The organism is Alteromonas stellipolaris, assembly GCF_001562115.1.
Taxonomy (GTDB): domain Bacteria; phylum Pseudomonadota; class Gammaproteobacteria; order Enterobacterales; family Alteromonadaceae; genus Alteromonas; species Alteromonas stellipolaris.
This window is the reverse complement of record NZ_CP013926.1, coordinates 2,881,377-2,898,741: the sequence shown is the minus strand read 5'-3', so window position 1 is coordinate 2,898,741 and position 17,365 is coordinate 2,881,377. Positions and strand designations below refer to the sequence as shown.

Annotated in this window: 12 protein-coding genes; 9 read left to right on the top strand and 3 right to left on the bottom strand. The window is 45.0% G+C overall.

Annotated features, from left to right (window positions below):
* Positions 1 to 24: 24 nt before the first annotated feature.
* The 4 genes from AVL57_RS12305 to AVL57_RS12290 all read left to right on the top strand — a co-directional run bounded on the left by AVL57_RS12305 (position 25) and on the right by AVL57_RS12290 (position 3,090).
* Complete coding sequence (locus AVL57_RS12305; protein WP_057790951.1) at positions 25 to 327, top strand: YfcL family protein; 303 nt, start codon at positions 25 to 27, stop codon at positions 325 to 327.
* A 546-nt stretch (positions 328 to 873) separates the two neighbouring features.
* On the top strand, positions 874 to 1,587 hold the full coding sequence (locus AVL57_RS12300; protein ID WP_138118184.1) for a FlgO family outer membrane protein: 714 nt from the start codon (positions 874 to 876) through the stop codon (positions 1,585 to 1,587).
* A 61-nt stretch (positions 1,588 to 1,648) separates the two neighbouring features.
* Entirely contained in the window at positions 1,649 to 2,371 is a 723-nt protein-coding gene (locus AVL57_RS12295) for a FlgO family outer membrane protein (protein WP_171008979.1), read from the top strand.
* A 2-nt stretch (positions 2,372 to 2,373) separates the two neighbouring features.
* On the top strand, positions 2,374 to 3,090 hold the full coding sequence (locus AVL57_RS12290) for a FlgO family outer membrane protein (protein WP_057790954.1): 717 nt from the start codon (positions 2,374 to 2,376) through the stop codon (positions 3,088 to 3,090).
* Between the two features lie 138 nt (positions 3,091 to 3,228).
* Here the strand turns inward: AVL57_RS12290 and mnmC1 are convergent, their stop codons facing one another.
* A complete protein-coding gene (gene mnmC1 / locus AVL57_RS12285) occupies positions 3,229 to 5,376 on the bottom strand; it encodes an FAD-dependent 5-carboxymethylaminomethyl-2-thiouridine(34) oxidoreductase MnmC1 (protein WP_057790956.1) in 2,148 nt (715 codons plus the stop codon).
* A gap of 36 nt (positions 5,377 to 5,412) precedes the next feature.
* Positions 5,413 to 6,432, bottom strand: coding sequence for a GGDEF domain-containing protein (locus AVL57_RS12280; protein ID WP_057790958.1), 1,020 nt, complete (start codon positions 6,430 to 6,432; stop codon positions 5,413 to 5,415).
* Positions 6,433 to 6,895: 463 nt separating this feature from the next.
* Between AVL57_RS12280 and fabB the strand changes: the two genes are divergently transcribed.
* Positions 6,896 to 8,110, top strand: a complete 1,215-nt coding sequence (gene fabB / locus AVL57_RS12275; protein ID WP_057790960.1) for a beta-ketoacyl-ACP synthase I — start codon at positions 6,896 to 6,898, stop codon at positions 8,108 to 8,110.
* Between the two features lie 185 nt (positions 8,111 to 8,295).
* Here the strand turns inward: fabB and AVL57_RS12270 are convergent, their stop codons facing one another.
* Positions 8,296 to 8,994, bottom strand: coding sequence for a Crp/Fnr family transcriptional regulator (locus AVL57_RS12270; RefSeq protein WP_057790962.1), 699 nt, complete (start codon positions 8,992 to 8,994; stop codon positions 8,296 to 8,298).
* A 78-nt stretch (positions 8,995 to 9,072) separates the two neighbouring features.
* Between AVL57_RS12270 and AVL57_RS12265 the strand changes: the two genes are divergently transcribed.
* The 4 genes from AVL57_RS12265 (at position 9,073) to AVL57_RS12250 (ending at position 17,354) form a co-directional block, all read left to right on the top strand.
* Positions 9,073 to 9,828 carry a class II aldolase/adducin family protein gene (locus AVL57_RS12265; RefSeq protein ID WP_057790965.1) on the top strand — a complete coding sequence of 252 codons (756 nt, stop codon included), beginning with the start codon at positions 9,073 to 9,075 and terminating at the stop codon, positions 9,826 to 9,828.
* An 81-nt stretch (positions 9,829 to 9,909) separates the two neighbouring features.
* A complete protein-coding gene (locus AVL57_RS12260; RefSeq protein WP_057790967.1) occupies positions 9,910 to 11,112 on the top strand; it encodes a 4-phosphoerythronate dehydrogenase in 1,203 nt (400 codons plus the stop codon).
* A 59-nt stretch (positions 11,113 to 11,171) separates the two neighbouring features.
* Positions 11,172 to 12,188, top strand: coding sequence for an aspartate-semialdehyde dehydrogenase (locus tag AVL57_RS12255; RefSeq protein ID WP_057790969.1), 1,017 nt, complete (start codon positions 11,172 to 11,174; stop codon positions 12,186 to 12,188).
* Between the two features lie 420 nt (positions 12,189 to 12,608).
* On the top strand, positions 12,609 to 17,354 hold the full coding sequence (locus AVL57_RS12250) for a FimV/HubP family polar landmark protein (protein ID WP_061093589.1): 4,746 nt from the start codon (positions 12,609 to 12,611) through the stop codon (positions 17,352 to 17,354).
* Positions 17,355 to 17,365: the final 11 nt, after the last annotated feature.

The window sequence follows — 17,365 nt, the reverse complement described above, 5'->3', positions numbered from 1 at the left end:
TAAGTTAAAGAATAGGAGAAATACGTGTTACCTCCGGCTTCAGCCCCCCAACAAGTAGTAAACCAAATTGCAGCGATAGAGGCTGCGTTAGATGATGTGGTTAATCATGGTAGTGACGATGAGCTGTTTACAGCCAGTTACTTACAAGGCCATTTCGCAGTGGTATCGCGTCAGCTAGAAATGCAAAGTAGCGCAACTATGCAGCAGCTGGATTCAGATATGGCCGCTAGCTTGCAAGCCGCTTTTGATAATAAAGAATTAGAGGGCGATGATGCTGCCCAGGTTAAGGGCCTTTGGTCACGATTATTCGACCAAGCATGCAATTAAACGAATAGCGAAGCGCAAAGCTTAGAAACGGATAAGCGTACTACAAACCGCCCGACTAATTGTAATTGAAAGTGTAATTAAAAGTGCAATGCAAAGTGCCCGACAAAGCCCCATGCATGGAATATACATGGGGGTTCGCAAAGGGAATACTTACAGTGAATAAAATCCGGCAAATTACGCCTGAAAGCGGCATGGCTTTGCCGCTTTGGCGCTCTCAATTCCTTTCAAATGTTCGCGTTTTTCGTGTTATTTTAAACCTGTAACTACTTTGATTGCCGTATATTCGCGTTAAGCTCTAACTGGCGGCCTAATGCGGCGCATGGCCGTGTTTTAAAGGCTTATAGCACCTATACCTGCACCTCTTCCTAACACATAATCCCTTAACTGATTGCCTATTAGCGTTAACTTTTTAGCGCTCTTTATGCCCTGCGCGACAAGCCCACAAAGGATATGGTGCGAATATTGCTAATTCTCACTGTCGATAAGAAAAGAAAACAAGTGTGACACAACTCGCTTTTCACAAATGGCTTATTTCTAGGTGAATATATGTTCGGTTTAATTCAACTTGCGGGTTACAAGCGTAGTGCTGGTAACACATCCAAAAGAACAGAGCACTGTGCTGCGCGAAGTTATCCGCGCTTTAGTCTGCGCTTGAGCTTGCGAGTGCTGTCTGTCGGACTCATACTTGCCATTGTTGGTGGTTGCCAATCGTCGGACGATGCCAAAGCCCAAATGTCACAGTCTGATCCCTTAGCGGTTCCTGCCCTTGGGAATGTTGAATATCACACCTACATTTTAGCCAATGAGCTGTTTGCCGATTTGAGACCTTCTAGGCAAGCGCGCTATGCGGTAGCAGGCTTCGTGCCGGTTGATACCATGAAATACAACAAGAATGATCAACATCCATTGATGATGTTAGGGCATCAATTAGAGCAGGGTATGATGACCGAAGCCACAAAACGTGGTTTTACTACTCAAGAATTTAAGCTTTCGAACGATATAATTGTTAATGACGAAAGCGATAGAGTACTTACGCGCAATATCGACCAATTGTCCGATATTGAACGGGTCGATTTCTACATAACGGGTACCTTGGTTTACCAACAGTCTGGGGCTGTGGTTAACGCAAGAATTATCAACGTAAGAAATAAAGACGTGGTGGCGGCAGCTACCCGCTTTTTCCCGGCGGAGATTTTCTGGGAAGAAGAGCGAGTAACGAGCCGTAATGGTCGACTCTACAGAACTGAAGGTGGAAGGTAACGGGATGAACGCACTATTTAAACGCACGGCTAAATGTACGGCATGTATCCTAGCAACATCAATGCTAGCCCTGAGCGGTTGCTCTATGATGTTAGGCGAAGAAGAAGTGGCAGTTGAAGAAACGTCTCGACCGGCCATGAATGTAGTAGACATTATGGCGATAGACCGCCCTTCGCCGCAAAAAGAAGATGATGACGAACAGTCAAACGAGCACGAAGGTATGGATGCGTTTGGCGCCATAGGCCAACCTACGCTTTATTCAAGTGTTCAAGGGGCTTACAAAGGTCGGCCGCTCACTAAGCATATTGGTGATTACGTCAAAAATATGACCCAAGACCTTATCGCGAACATGGAATATGTGAATGAAAAAACGCCTATTGGTGTAACGCATTTCGCGCTAATTGATACCAATCTTCAAGAAACTGATTTACTGGGTAAGCAAATGGCAGAATCATTTGTTCACGAGCTGCATAAATTTCGTGTACCCGTTATCGATTTCAAAGCTACAGACTATATTCGTATTACCGACGGTGGCGACTTCGTTCTCAGCCGAGATTATTTAGAGTTAAGCAGCAGTTTACCAATAGATTACGTACTTACCGGCACCATGGCTAAACACCAAGGTGGCGTGTTGGTTAACGCCAGAATATTGGGTATAGAATCTCGCGCGGTAGTGGCCAGTGCACAAATGTTGGTGCCATTTTATGTGGTAGAAGCATTGATCCCTAGCGACGGCAGTCAAAAGAATGGCATGCGCGATGGCGTTAAATTAAGTAGAGGTTAATCATGAAAAGGCTTATTGCTTTGCTGGCAATGGGGTTAACCGTTAACCTCACGGCGTGTACCAGTACTGAATCAATCGGCTCTTTTTGGCTAAGCGATGACGGTGAAATCTCTCACTCCGCTGAGCCCGTTCCTGTGCCAAGAGGATCAGGGCTTGTTTACAGCCCTGACTCTCGCGACCGTGAATATCAGCAGCATGTTGCCGTAGACCCAGGCTACAGAGACCCATTACACCAAGGTTTTTCTCCTTCTCAAACCCACAAACGCTTAAATGATTACGCGTCGCAATTAGCGATGGAGTTAATGGATAACGCAACCCGCCTTACTCAGCAAGATATGGTGGGGGTAACCAGTTTTGTGCGCTTAAATGAATCGTTAGGCGATAGCACAGTGTTGGGAAATCAGCTTTCTGAATACCTTATTGCCGAGCTTCAAGATTTTGGGCTAGCTATTGTTGATTTTAAAATGGCTGGCGGCGTGACAATAACCCCTTATGGCGACTTTGTATTAAGCCGTAAAGCGAATGCTTTGGCCAAACAAGTGTCGATGGATCATGTAGTGACAGGCACTATTATAGAAGATGACAGGGGCGTTCGTATAAATGCCCGTATTGTTTCAATGCAAAACAAGCAGGTTGTTGCCAGTGCGAATATTTACATTCCTGCATTTATCGTTACCGATTTAAATAAAGGCTTAACGGTCCAGGTGCCAGTAGAATAACGCATTGCGCCTTGGTGGGTGTTTAACGGCCGGTAACAATTTAATTAAACAAGAAAGCGCAGTGTGAAGTGACCTTGAAAATGGGCATCAGCACTGCGCTTTTTTATTGCAGCTTAAAAATAGCGATAAAGACCATCGCTATTCATCAAAGATACTTCGAATACAGTCTCTCACCATAAACCGTGCAGGATGCACTGCCTGACACAAGTCGTTATTTAACGGCAAAGGCTCATGGGTTAACGTACTTGCTAGTAATTCCGCCATCAGCGGCGCGGTAGTAAGCCCGCGGGACCCTAAACAACATAATGTGCTTACTGGGGTTGCTGGCAAGGGTTCTGCGGTATAAAGCGGTTTGCCTAACGACAAGCCAACATATTGAGTTTTAAGTGCCGAAAAATCGGTAAGCATGCCAGATACAGGTTGATGATCTGGTGAACCTAATCGTGTGGCTGCCCTTGCTTCGCCGTCATGCTCAAGTTGTTGTACAACATCGGTATTCGCCATGGCTTGCTGGTGGGTTTGCAGGTTTTGTTCGCTCTCTTGATTGCGAACCTCTGTAGATAGGTCGTTTTTAACGTAGGTTGAGCCAAGGGCGTGCCTGTTGTTGAGAGCAGGGGTCATGTAGCCTTTATGGCATATCACGGTGGTTAACGCGTTTATAGGCGTTTGAGTGGCAATGGCCTCTACTTGCCCGCGCACAGGGCGCAGAGGCAATGCAGCAAACGCATTACTGCCCACGGCACCAGCCCCCGTAGCCAAAATAAGGTGATCAGCATACAAGGTCTTATTATTTGACGATGCCTCTGTATTGCTCGTTGATGCTTCTGAACTGGCCTTTATATTAAACTCAACCGCAAGACAGTGTGTTTGGGGACATTCATCTGGTAACGATGCTTTGTCGTTTTCAGTTAAGACAATGTGAGAACGATACTCATGTTTAGAAAGCACAGTTACATCAGTGTGCTGTTTTGCTTGCTCTATTAGGGCATGCACTAAGTCAGGTGGCGACAACCAGCCCCCTTGCTCTATAAATAGCCCATCGTAGGGTAAGTCGATGCTCGCTTTTTCCGATAGCGCTTCAGGGCTTATTGGCTTGATTAACGCCTCTGGCCAAACACCATTGCTCACCAACTTTTTCTGTCGAACTGCAACTTTCTCATTAAAGTTCAGCTGTGCAACACCACAAAAGTCGTGTGCCACAGATGGTTTGTCTATAGCAGTATTTGTTGAAGTATCTTTTTCATCAAGCAAGGTGTGGTAAATATGCGAAGCATATAAAAAGCTGTGGGCTTGAATACGACTGGCAATACTGGCTTCGGAATGAAGCTGGGGAAAAAAGCCCCCTTGTGGGTTGCCAGACGCGCCTGTAGCTAAAGTGTCGCGGTCATGACATAGCGTAACCTTGATACCACGCTTAGCTAAAGCTAGTGTCACGGTTGCTGCCCCAAGACCGCTACCCACCACAATGACGTGGCTTTTGGGGGTAATAGCAGCTTGGTTGTAACGATAATAGGGGCCTTCAAAGGCGCGCTTTTCGGCTACGGTAGAGGCGGCTTCTGTTTCATAAATACCCACCAACATATCTCGTTTTCTACCAAAGCCTTTACGTTTAGATACGGTAAATCCGGCGGCAGCCAACCCACGTTTCACAAAGCCAGCAGCGGTAAAGGTGGCAAAGGTAGCGCTGACTTTCGACAACCGCGCCATTTGTTCAAATAAAGTGTCGGCCCACATATCAGGGTTTTTGCTAGGTGCAAAGCCGTCTAAGAACCACGCGTCAACTAGCCCAGCTGTTGGGCTATGCCATTGGGGTAATAAATCGTGTACATCCCCAATCCACAAATCCAATGTGGTCGCAAATTCATCGAAATGACGCCTATGGCAGCCATCTAGTTCCATGGGGTATCGCGTGCTTAATGCGGTAGCTTCTTTTTTTAACGCCGGGAACGCCAGTAACGCCTTCTCCATATCGGGCTTAGGAAGGGGAAACTTTTCCGTACTTAAAAAGAATAATTGCTTAAGCGGGTGGCTAGGGTTGGCGTTTCTAAAGCTTTTAAATGCTTGCATGGCAACTAAAAAGTTGAGCCCAGTGCCGAAGCCGGTTTCCGCAATAACAAAGCTAGGGGCGCTGTGTGCCTGCCAGCGTTCAACAATGCTATTTCCACCCATAAATACATACTGGGTTTCGTTAATACCACTGTCATTGGAAAAGTATACGTCGCCAAAATGGTCGGCGACGGGTGTGCCGTTTTCATTGAAATGCACGCTTGCTTGTTGAGATTTCACCGGTGTAATTTAACTCTTTATGCGGTTGATAACTGACTATTCAGAGACTATCTGATTGCGACCTTGTTCTTTGGCTTTATACAGCCGCTCGTCGGCAACCTTGTATATTTGAGACAACGCGTCACCATTTTCAGGCCAGTGAGCCACGCCGATACTTACGGTTATGGTGGCGTCAAAGCCTTCTGCGCTTAACGTGTGTTCAACTGAATGCCGCAAACGCTCTGCAATGCTATGTGCTTGATGAGGCGTAACGTCGGGTATGAGTAAACAAAATTCTTCGCCGCCAAATCGAAAAGCCCAATCGTTTCGTCTGCGCATACTATTGATAATTCGTGATACGTCAACTAGTACTGCATCACCCACGCCATGGCCATATTTGTCGTTTACCTTCTTAAAATGGTCAAGATCGACTAACACCATAGAGACAGATTTTTGTTTTTCAGGCAAGGTTTCGCAGAGCATGTCGAAAATTGAGCTTAGTAGCAAGCGGTTGTTCAGCCCGGTGAGCGGATCTAACGATGCCATTTCTTGCAACCGCTTCACGGTTTGTGCTCGCTTTTGCTCATAGGTATAGGATAACGCCCAAATAGCCGTTAGTGTTAGCGCAATATTTACAATGGCGATAACGGGTGTGCCAGGGTTCTGCACAATGTGTCGGTATGTCAAAATAGCGCAGCCTGAAAGTACGTATATTACAGAGTAAATCGTGCCTAATTTAGTACCCAACAGCAAATAGGATAGAACTGGAACAATGAATAACCAGCTGTACAGCGCCGAGGTAAATGAAGCAGTTAAAATGCCAATAAGAATGACGGTGTACAGGGCGAATAGAAAGAGGGAGGACCATAACTTCAAGTTCGGTGTCTTTTTGTGAACCGATAAAATAGCCAGCGAAAGAAAGACAACCAACAACTCAACAAAGGCTAATACCCTGTGGCCTACTATCCAATTATTGATAGTAAAAATGACACCTGCAACAATGATAACAAGTAGAACAACTCTTAATACCGTACGACGAAATTCGAGTTCGTTGCCCCAAAAGTTAGACGTGGCCATGGTGATGTGTATTCCCGTACAAATTTGACTGAAGATTTTTATCTTATAAGAACCGCACGTTTTAAAACGCACCGGTGAATAGTGATACTGCACAATGTTATCTGAATTGATTCAAGGTGTTTATCTTAATTGTTAAAGATAGACGAATGGATAAGAAATGTGACCAGTTTGATAAAATTAAATAATGATATCAATCATCATCAACGCATTTGCCTTGCCGATAACCCCAAGGAATTGTTTTGATAATTTAGTGAAGCTTTTGTGAACTTGCGATTTTCTTCTAGTATTTGAATATACCTTTCATGATACATTGGATGAAGCAATTCACGTGGCGCAAAAATAATTAAAGCAAATGCATCAGGATGCGGTTAGAAAAAGTGAAGTGCTGGGTCTTTAGCTGCAAAGCAGACCACTTTACCAATCAAAATCGTTACCATAGCCGCATCAACGCAAAGGGTAAACTATGAGAAGAGCAGTTATCACCGGTCTTGGAATTGTTTCAAGCATCGGCGTCAATAAACAAGATGTACTTGCTTCATTAAAAGCAGGTAAGTCAGGTATTACACACTCTGAGCAGTTCGCTGAGATGGGTTTAAGAAGCCAAGTGTGGGGTAATATCGATATCGACCTTAAAGAGCACATCGACCGTAAAGCTATGCGGTTTATGGGTGATGCGGCGGCCTATGCTTATGTTGCAATGCAACAAGCCATTGAAGATGCAGGCCTTGAAGATAGCGATATTTCTAACGATCGCACGGGTATTATTGCTGGCTCTGGCGGCGCGTCTTCTGAAAACCAAGTGCTTTCTGCAGATATTTTGCGTGAAAAAGGCGTAAAACGTGTTGGACCATACATGGTACCTCGTTGTATGGCGTCTACGGTTTCAGCGTGTCTTGCTACGCCATTTAAAATTCGTGGTGTTAACTACTCAATCGCATCAGCTTGTGCCACCAGTGCTCATTGTATTGGTAACGCCATGGAGCTTATTCAACTGGGTAAGCAAGATGTTGTATTTGCAGGTGGCGGTGAAGAATTGCACTGGGCACTGTCGAGTCAGTTCGACGCCATGGGCGCACTGAGTTCTAAATATAATGACAACCCTTCAGTAGCATCACGTACTTACGATGCAGCGCGCGATGGCTTTGTTAGCTCTGGCGGTGGCGGTATGGTTGTTGTGGAAGAGCTTGAACACGCATTAGCCCGTGGTGCAAAAATTTACGGTGAAGTGGTTGGTTATGGTGCTACTTCTGATGGCTTCGACATGGTGGCTCCATCAGGCGAAGGCGCAATTCGTTGTATGAAAATGGCCATGCAGAATGTATCTGCTCCAATTGACTACTTGAACACCCATGGTACTTCAACACCGGTAGGTGATGTTAAAGAACTGGCGGCTATTCAGGAAGTGTTCGGTCAATCTGGTGTGCCAATTAGTGCAACAAAATCACTAACGGGTCATGCATTAGGTGCAGCCGGGGTTAACGAAGCTATCTATAGCTTGTTGATGATGGAAAATAATTTTATTGCACCATCAATTAACATCGACACCCTAGACGATGCAGCAGCTGGTCTCGACATTGTCACACAAACACGTGAAGCAACGTTGAACACCGTTATGTCTAATAGTTTTGGTTTTGGCGGCACTAACGCAACGTTAGTGATGCAGCGTTACCAAGGCTAAGCAATAGCGGTAAGCGAGTCTGTATCAGAATTGCTGACAGACTTGGTTAAAGGCTTGATGGGGAACTTTATTTCCCCCATCGAGTTGTCCGTCTTCACACTTATCTTCCGCTCATACGAATAACTGCCTATTTATCCGGTCCAATTATTTTTTAGTTATTTCTGTTCAGCTATTACTACTATTTGTCACTCTTCATCAACAAGCAATGCGAACAAAGCGTTTGGGCGACTAATCGTTATTTTTCCATAATGTAAATGCAGTAATCCTTGGTTTTGTAAATCACCTAAGAGCTGATTCACCGTTTGTCGGCTACTGTTTATCATCTGCGCCAAAGACTCTTGCGATAAGGTTAGGGTAATGGCGCAGTCTTGGGGTAAATGCTGGCCATAACTGGTGGTTAGCATTAGTAGGCGCTTAATTAACTGATGTTGTAAATTTAGCCCTGCGCTGGAATCAATAAATTGAAATGCACTTCTTACTCGTGAACAAAGCAGGCGGGCAAAGTGAGGATAAAGCTCAGGGTGTGCCTTTAACACTGCGTTAAATGCATTTTTGGGGATAACCGCAATAACGGTATCTATCTCGCACACGCTATTGTGGGTGCGAGGTAAATCATCAAACAGAGAGATTTCACCAAACCAAGTGCCGGGCCCGAGCAAGGCAAACAGCATTTCCTTGCCATTGGCGCCAATATTCATTACACGCAAGCGGCCTTCACATACACCATAAAAACCAATGCCTTCCTCGCCTTTAGCATGCAGTTGTTGACCTGCTTTTAAATGACGAAAACGTACCTTATTGAGCAAGGCGCATTGCAAGTTTTCAGGAAGTGAAGAAAACCACATCGAGCTGGTTAAAACGGTTGAGTATTCTTGAGTTAACATTTTTATTACAGTGTCGTTTATCCGACAGTTTAGCTTGTAAATTAGGCGTAAGGTAGAAAAAAATGTAGGAGACGAATGATGAGTTCAAAAGCAAAAGCTCAGGTGAGTGAACAAGAATGGCAGACCCGTGTAGATCTGGCGGCGTGTTATCGTGCTGTGGCCATGTACGGTTGGGACGATTTAATTTTTACTCATATATCTGCAAGGGTACCAGGGCCTGAGCATCACTTTTTGATAAACCCTTACGGTATGATGTTTGATGAAGTCACAGCGTCAAGTCTGGTAAAGGTAGACTTACACGGCAATAAGGTGATGGAAAGTGAGTACGACATCAACCCTGCGGGCTTTACTATTCACAGTGCGGTGCACGAAGCCAGAGACGATGCGAAGTGCGTTATGCATTTGCATACCACCGAAGGGGTAGCACTTTCAGTACTAGAGGAAGGACTACAAGCCTACTCACAGCAGTCTTTGTTCCCGTTAGCCTCGTTGTCGTATCACGCCTATGAAGGCGTAGCCTTGAACCCTGATGAGAAAGCGCGCCTAGTGCGTGATTTAGGTGATACGCAATTTATGATTTTACGAAATCACGGCCTGCTTACCTGTGCCGACAACATTGCCGATGCGTTTTTATTTATGTTCATTTTTCAGCGAGCCTGCGAAATTCAGTTAAAAGCGCAAGCCACAGGTCAGAAGTTAATTCCAATCCATTCTGCTATTTTACAAGGGATCCGCGCTCAAGCGTCAGAGGTAACCAAGCAAGCGGGTGGCAGCCTAGCTTGGCCGGGTATTAAACGGCGGGTTGCACGTCGATTCCCTGGTTTCGACGAATAAGCGCTAAATTAGACTAAAAAACTGTGTTGATTCATGGTGCTCAAGGTTACTAATCCGTAGGATTGAGGTAAACTTAGCATCATGAAAATACTCTTTGAAGACACTATTCCTTTAGGCCACGAGTACTTTAGTGGCTTAGGTGACGTAAGTCGTTATGCATGGCAAACCCTTACTCCGGAAGATATCAAAAACGTAGATATCTTGGCTGTGCGTTCTACCACCAAAGTCAATGAAACGTTGCTAAGCCAAGCTTCGCAACTTCAGTTCGTTACTACTGCCACCTCTGGCACTAATCACATGGATAAAATCTGGCTTGATAGTCAGGGGATTAGCTGGAATTCAGCGGGCGGCTGTAATGCCGTGGCCGTGGCCGAATATGTGCTAAGCGCATTATTTTTGGCCGACCGTGCAGGTAAAATAGACATTAATGCTATTACCGTTGGTATTGTAGGAGCAGGGCATGTAGGTACAGCCTTGGCAAAACGATTAGCCGCATTGAACATTGACTATAAGTTGTGCGATCCCCCACTAAGTGCAGCGGATGACCCACGAACCTTCGTTGATTTTCAAGACATTATCGATTGTGATGTGATCACGCTTCATGTGCCCTATGTGAAGACAGGCAGCCACACCACAGGTAAATTGATTAATGCTGATGTGCTAGAGCAGCTAGGTAGCAATCAGTTGCTTATTAATGCGTGTCGCGGTGAAGTGATTGATGAACAGGCTTTGTTAAATAGGCTTAAACAACCAAACGCGCCCACAGTAGTGTTAGATGTATTTGAAAATGAGCCCGCCATCAACCCCGAACTAGTGCAGTATTGTTGGTTAATGACACCTCATATAGCTGGGCATTCAGTTGAGGGCAAAGTGCGCGGTACCCAGTATGTTTACGAACAAATATGCAATTTGTTGGAAGAACCTTGCACTAAAACCCTTGGCGAGTATTTATCCGCTGTTGACCCCATCAAAGTAGAATTGGCGTCTGCGTCAGCTTCCACATTATCGAAACAAGATTTGATAGGATTAATGCTACAGGTTTATAACTTGCTTGATGACGATACCGCCTTTCGGGAAAGGTTAGGGGAAGCACTGGAAAGACAGCAAAATGAAAGTGCAGATAGCAAAGAAATTACTGCCAGCATCAGCCACACCTTTGCTACTATGCGCAAAAGCTATCGGGTGCGACGGGAATGCAGTGCGTATACGCTAATATTGCCCAGTAACACTTCAGATGAAATTAAACAGCAATTGAAAGGGTTAGGTTTTTTGGTGCAAGCCTAGTTTGCCAGCCTAACGCCTTCTAATTTTAAGCAATACCATTAATAGGAGAAACAACACTTATGTCACAAGCCTTTGACGTTGCCGTATTAGGCGCGACCGGTCTAGTTGGGCAAACCATGATAGAACTATTGGCAGAGCGTGGCTTTCCAGTAAATCGTTTATATCCACTAGCCAGCAAACGTTCAGCGGGAACCAGTATTAGCTTCAAGGGCGAAGATGTAGAAGTGTTGGATGCAGATACTTTCGATTGGTCGTTGGTACAGTTTGGCTTCTTCTCAGCGGGCGGCAGCATTTCTGCTGAATTCGCGCCACGTGCAGCTGATGCAGGCTGTATTGTTATTGATAACACGTCTGAATTTAGATACGAGCCAGACATTCCGCTTGTAGTGCCAGAAGTTAATGCACACGTACTGGCTGATTTTCGTAACAGAAACATTATTGCCAACCCGAATTGTTCAACCATTCAAATGATGGTGGCGTTGAAGCCAATACACGATGCTGTGGGTATTGACCGTATTAACGTGAGTACGTATCAGTCTGTATCTGGTGCAGGAAAAGAAGCGATGGAAGAGCTGGTGAAGCAAACTGCTAGCCTGTTAAATGCGCGAGAGCTCGAAACTAAAGCGTTTAGCCGCCAAATCGCCTTTAACGTTATTCCTCAAATTGATGCGTTTCAAGACAATGACTACACCAAAGAAGAAATGAAAATGGTGTGGGAAACACAAAAAATTATGGGCGATGACAGCATATTGGTTAATGCGACCGCAGTGAGAGTTCCTGTATTTTACGGGCATGGTGAAGCCATTCACTTAGAAACTCGCGCGCCAATAGATGCCGAACAGGTTAAGCAATTACTTGCAGATGCTCCAGGGGTTAAAGTTTATGATGCTGCCGATCAGTTTCCTACTCAGGTAAGCAGTGCTAGCGGCAATGATATGGTTCACGTTGGACGTATTCGAAACGATATCACTCACCCCTGTGGTCTTAACCTTTGGGTTGTGTCAGACAATATCCGTAAAGGTGCAGCAACTAACAGTATCCAAATTGCTGAAACTCTAATTCGCGATTACCTGTAATCATAGGATAAGTAGGCAAAGCTCAAAGTAGGGGATATAACATTGATTTTGCCGAGTAAGTAAACATTTTGCTTACTCGGCCGATAAGCAGTTATATCGATATTCAACAAATAGATACCGAAAACAGAAGGGCTAACTAGATTGCCATTAATAACTGGTTTATAGTTTCCTAAACCAGATTAAAAATACCGTTGGCCTAAGTGATGTTGTCGATACATCAATAAAGGTAAAAAATAGCGGTAAGTAATATAGAAAATCTGTATTGATAGGGCATTTTCATTCGTGCGCAGGCGCTATCAATGATAAGAATAAAAAGCTGAACCCGTTTGCCGCATTTAAGCGCCAATGAAAAGAGGTTTAGCTACGAATCTCCACCATGACACTTGGTGGTGTTGACGCTTGAGGGCATATAGGATTGCTATGAAATTGCATTTGACGGGCTTAGTTTTACTTACTTTATGTTTACTAGCCCCCCACAATAATGTCGATGCACAGGAACGCGCTACCCTGCTGAAAGGGCCCAAGAACGCGACCAGCCAGTATTCTGGATTAGAATACGGCCCCATTGATTCTCAAGATACCCTTTGGCGTATAGCTGAGCGTTATCGTCAAAATAATAACCTGTCGGTTTATCAGGTTATGTCAGCTATTTATGAACTAAACCCCAATGCATTTGAACAGCAGAACTTAAATTTATTAGTTGATGGTTCAATCTTGAAGTTGCCATCAGAACGGTATATTTCTCGCATCGATGCTAGGCAAGCACAAATTCGAGCAGAAAGTGACGAGCGAACCTTCGCTGAGTTACTAAACAAACCAGGTAGCAGCGTACGAAATATCAAGCCGCCTGCGCCTTTGGTAAATCAAAACGATTTAAGCCAAACCCAATCCAATATAGAACAAAAAATAACGCGTTTAGATCAAGAGCAAACCCGTCAGTTTGACGAGCTTCGGATGCAATTTGCTGCGTCTTTAGAAAACGTAGAAGCCTTGTTAAATGAAAATCGCAAACTGTATGAACGAGTAGACGAGGTTAACGGTGAACTTCAAGAGCTTCGTAATCAAGTTGAAGGCGATGTTAAGACTCAAATAGATACGCAAGTGGCGCTGCAACAAGAGCTGCTCGACATGATGAAAGCCGAGCAAATGCAGCGAGAAGCAGAAAAACAAAAATCGATGTGGAGTTCGCTTTCTAGCCCAATGCTTCTCATTATAGGCTCCGGCATTATTACCTTATTACTGGTAGGCGGGCTGATTGCTTGGTTGTTGAAACGTAAGCCAGCTGAAGCTGCGGAAGCACCTGAAGTACCAGAAATTTCCGATGATGTACCTGTTCCAGACACTGACATGGCTGACTTGGCAAGTGCTCTGGAGCCAGATCTTGGCGATAGCATGGAGCTGACGGACGACGATCTTTTCAACGACGATGACTTGCTTGATGATGTGCTTACGTCTGAACTAGAAGAAAGTCTTGATGATGATTTAGAAACTTTCGGCGACCTTGATGATGACATGTTGGTGCCTGACGACGATACAGATGATTTATTTGAGTCGGGCAGCGATGAGCTTGATCAGAACGAGTTAGACAGCTTGTTTGATGACGATGATTTGTCCGATAAGCTGAGTGAAGACGAAAACACCAGTTTAGAAGGGTTTGATTTATCTAGTGATGACGATGATGACTTAGCTAACTTTGACGATTCTTTGGACGCAGACCTTGATGAAGAGTTAGACGAGGCGCAAGACGATACCGATTTTGAGGAAGCGCCAGATGCGTCTGAACCCGACGCCTTAGATGACGACTTTGATATCGATGATATCTTAGATGGCGCGATGGCAGAAGCTGAAACGAGTGATTCAGTAGACGATATTTTTGAAGCCGCACAGTCTGCATCGAATGAAAGCGAAGAGGATACTGCCACTTTACCCAGTGTTGATGACGAAGACGAAACGCCTGAAATCAGTATTGATGATTTACTTGAACAAAATGCACCAGAGCCAACGCTGCTTGATGAGCTAGACAGTAAAGATGAGCTTATTAATGAAGATATGATTGATAAGCTTGATGATGAAATTAATCAGCAGAACCAAGAACTCGATCGTATTACCGATGATTTGCTCAACGAGATTGAGCAAATCGAGATGATGGGTGGCCTTGACGAAGGTGACGAAGACAGTGAAAGCGAAGAAGATACAATAGAGTCTGTTGCTTCAGCACCTTCTCCACAAGCAATTCAGAGCCTAGACAATATTACTGACGACCTAGATGAAATTGACGTTGAAGACATGGAGAATGCAAATGATTTCTCTGATCCCCTGTCTGATGACTTAATTTCCGAATTACAGGCTGAAAGTGAAGAAGAGTTGGGCTTTGATGCAAACACCCTTGAGGAAGAAAGCGCCTCCGAGGAAGAGAATGCTCCTGAGGGCGATGAATCTGCAGATGATGATTTTTCTGACCCATTTACAGATGACTTACTCGCCGAGCTTGAAGCTGACATTGAATCGGATGATGAAGGTGTTGAGCCGGAAGCTGAACCTGAATTAGCGGAAACTGATTTTGATGATCCGTTAACGGATGATTTGCTTGCAGAACTAGAAGCGGGTATTGATTCCGAAGATGATGCTTTAGCGCCCGAAGCGGCAGATGAAGCTACGCCTGCCTTCGATGAAAATGGCGACTTTGATGACCCCTTTACTGACGACTTATTAGCTGAATTAGAAGCTGAAAACCAGCCAGACGAAGCGCCTCAAGATGAGCCAGAAGAAACCACTGCTACTGAAGCTCCAGAAGCTGATGGTGACTTTGATGATCCACTTACTGATGATTTACTCGCTGAGCTAGAAGCAGATATTGAGTCAGATGAAGACACAGATTCCGGCGATGCCCTTGCAGATGAGCTTCTTGCTGAACTTGAAGCTGATATCGACAGTGATTTTGAACAAACTCAGCCCGATGCGCTGTTAGACAATGAAATCGAGCCGCAAGAAGCTGATGATTTTGACGAGTCTGACCAAGACCTTGTTGACAAAGCGTCTGCTGAGGATGCTTTTGTTGATGAAGAGCTTGCTGAGGATGCTGTATTAGCAACTGAGCCTGAAGCGTTAGCACCAGACAATGTAGATGACGCGGTTGCCGATGACGAGCCCGTAGAAGAACTGCATGTTGAAGAAGAGCCCGTTGAACAAGAGTCTGTTGATGACGTGCTTTCTGAGGACGAACATGAAGACACTGATCAGTCAACAGAGTCAGAAGAATCAGAGTTAGACGAACTAGACGATGCGCTGGAAGATTCTGCAGAAGAAATTGCGCTTGAAGGTGAAGATAAAGCCGATGGGCAAGATGATATCGATACGCCTATCGAAGAAGAAGCGATAGAAGATGCTGAGTCAACAATAGATGAGCCAGCAGAGGCAGCAGACCTAGAACAAGAGCAAGAACAAGAACCCATCACCAGTGATGACAGTGCGCAGCCTGAAAGTGACGTTGAAGATGAAACTCACGATGCATTAGCCGATGAGTTGCTAGCGGCTGTTAACGCCGATAGTGAGCCAGAGGCCGAGCTTGTTGTTGATGAGCCGCTTCCAGCAGACGAAAATGAAGAAGAGTCAGCTTTAGATGAATTAGAAACTGATTTAGACGACGATAAGCCTTTTGAAGAGCTTGAGTCTTTAGGTTCTGCTGATCAAGTCATTGATGATCCTGAAGCAGAAATACAAGATATAGCTTCGCTAGAAGAAGCCGAGTCGCAAGACGACGTGGATGGGTTTAACGAAGACGAAATAGTAGATGAAGCACTGCCAGCGGAAGCTCAACTCGACTTTGATAACGATGACAGTGAAAATGCCCTTGAAGATACCCGTGAGGATATCCAAGAGAATGACTCAGAGGATGCTTTAGAATCTGCTGATCCCGAAAGTGTAGATAGTGCCCTCAGCGATGAAGAAAGTCCCAGTAATGAAGAGATCGACGAAGAAGACGAGCTACTAACTGATGATTTACTTTCTGAGCTTGATTCTGACATTGAAACGGGTCAAGAGGTTGCGCCAGACGAGCCAGACGAGCCAGACGAGCCAGACGCTGATGATGAAACTAATGAAGATGACTTAGAAGATACTTTTGACATAGAGCCTGACGCTAATGAGCCTCTTGCCGAAGCCGAAGCCGAAGCCGAAGCCGAAGCCGAAGCCGAAGCCGAAGCCGAAGCCGAAGCCGAAGAAGCCGAAGCCGAAGCCGAAGCCGAAGCCGAAGCCGAAGCCGAAGCCGATCCACTTGATGATGCGTTAGCGGCGTTTGATAAACAAATGATGGATGATATTCCTACATTTGGTGAGTCGAGCGATGATGCTGAAGAGCCAGAGCCAGAGCCAGAGCCAGAGCCAGAGCCAGAGCCAGAAAGCGACGATTACGACGACAGTATTCTTGATAGCGCTTTTGATGAAATTGACGAATTTGAATTAGAACATGAAGTCGATGGCGTGGTGCCAGAGCCTTCAGCTAATCAAGAGCCTTCAGCTAATCAAGAGCCTTCAGCTAATAAAGAGCTTTCAGCCAAAGACCCTAGCGACTTCGACGAATTAGAAGATGTGCCAGGGTTAGATGACTGGTTATCAGGAACACAAGAATCAGAACAAGAAGAGATATTTGACGATTTAGATGGTGCAGAGTTTGATGAATTACTGCAAAGCATTGAATCAGAGCAGGCAGATGAACCAAGCCTTGAAGCTGTTACCACTGAATCGACAGAAAGCTTAAACCTTGAAGATGGGCCAGAGCCTGAACTTAAGCTAGATAACCCAGATTTAGATTTAAGTGCGTTGTTAAACGATGTGGATCTCGATGCTGAAGCCGAGTCACGTACACCGCCAGAAGACTTCTTGGATGTAGAAGCGCTTATGGATGATGGCGAAGACAACGAGATAGACCCAGACAGTGCAGAACTTGATTTAGACGTAAGCCTTTCTGATTTCACCGGTGTTAATGATGCCGATGACGTGATTGATATTGATAAAGATGCTGGTCAAAACGCAAACCTCGACCTTGCACGTGTTTATCTAGAAATGGATGATATCGTTGCAGCGAAGGAATTACTCGAAGATGTGATGAATCTAGGTAGTGAAGAACAAAAGCAAGAAGCTGAGAGTATTTTAAAATCCATCAGTTAATTGCATGTTGA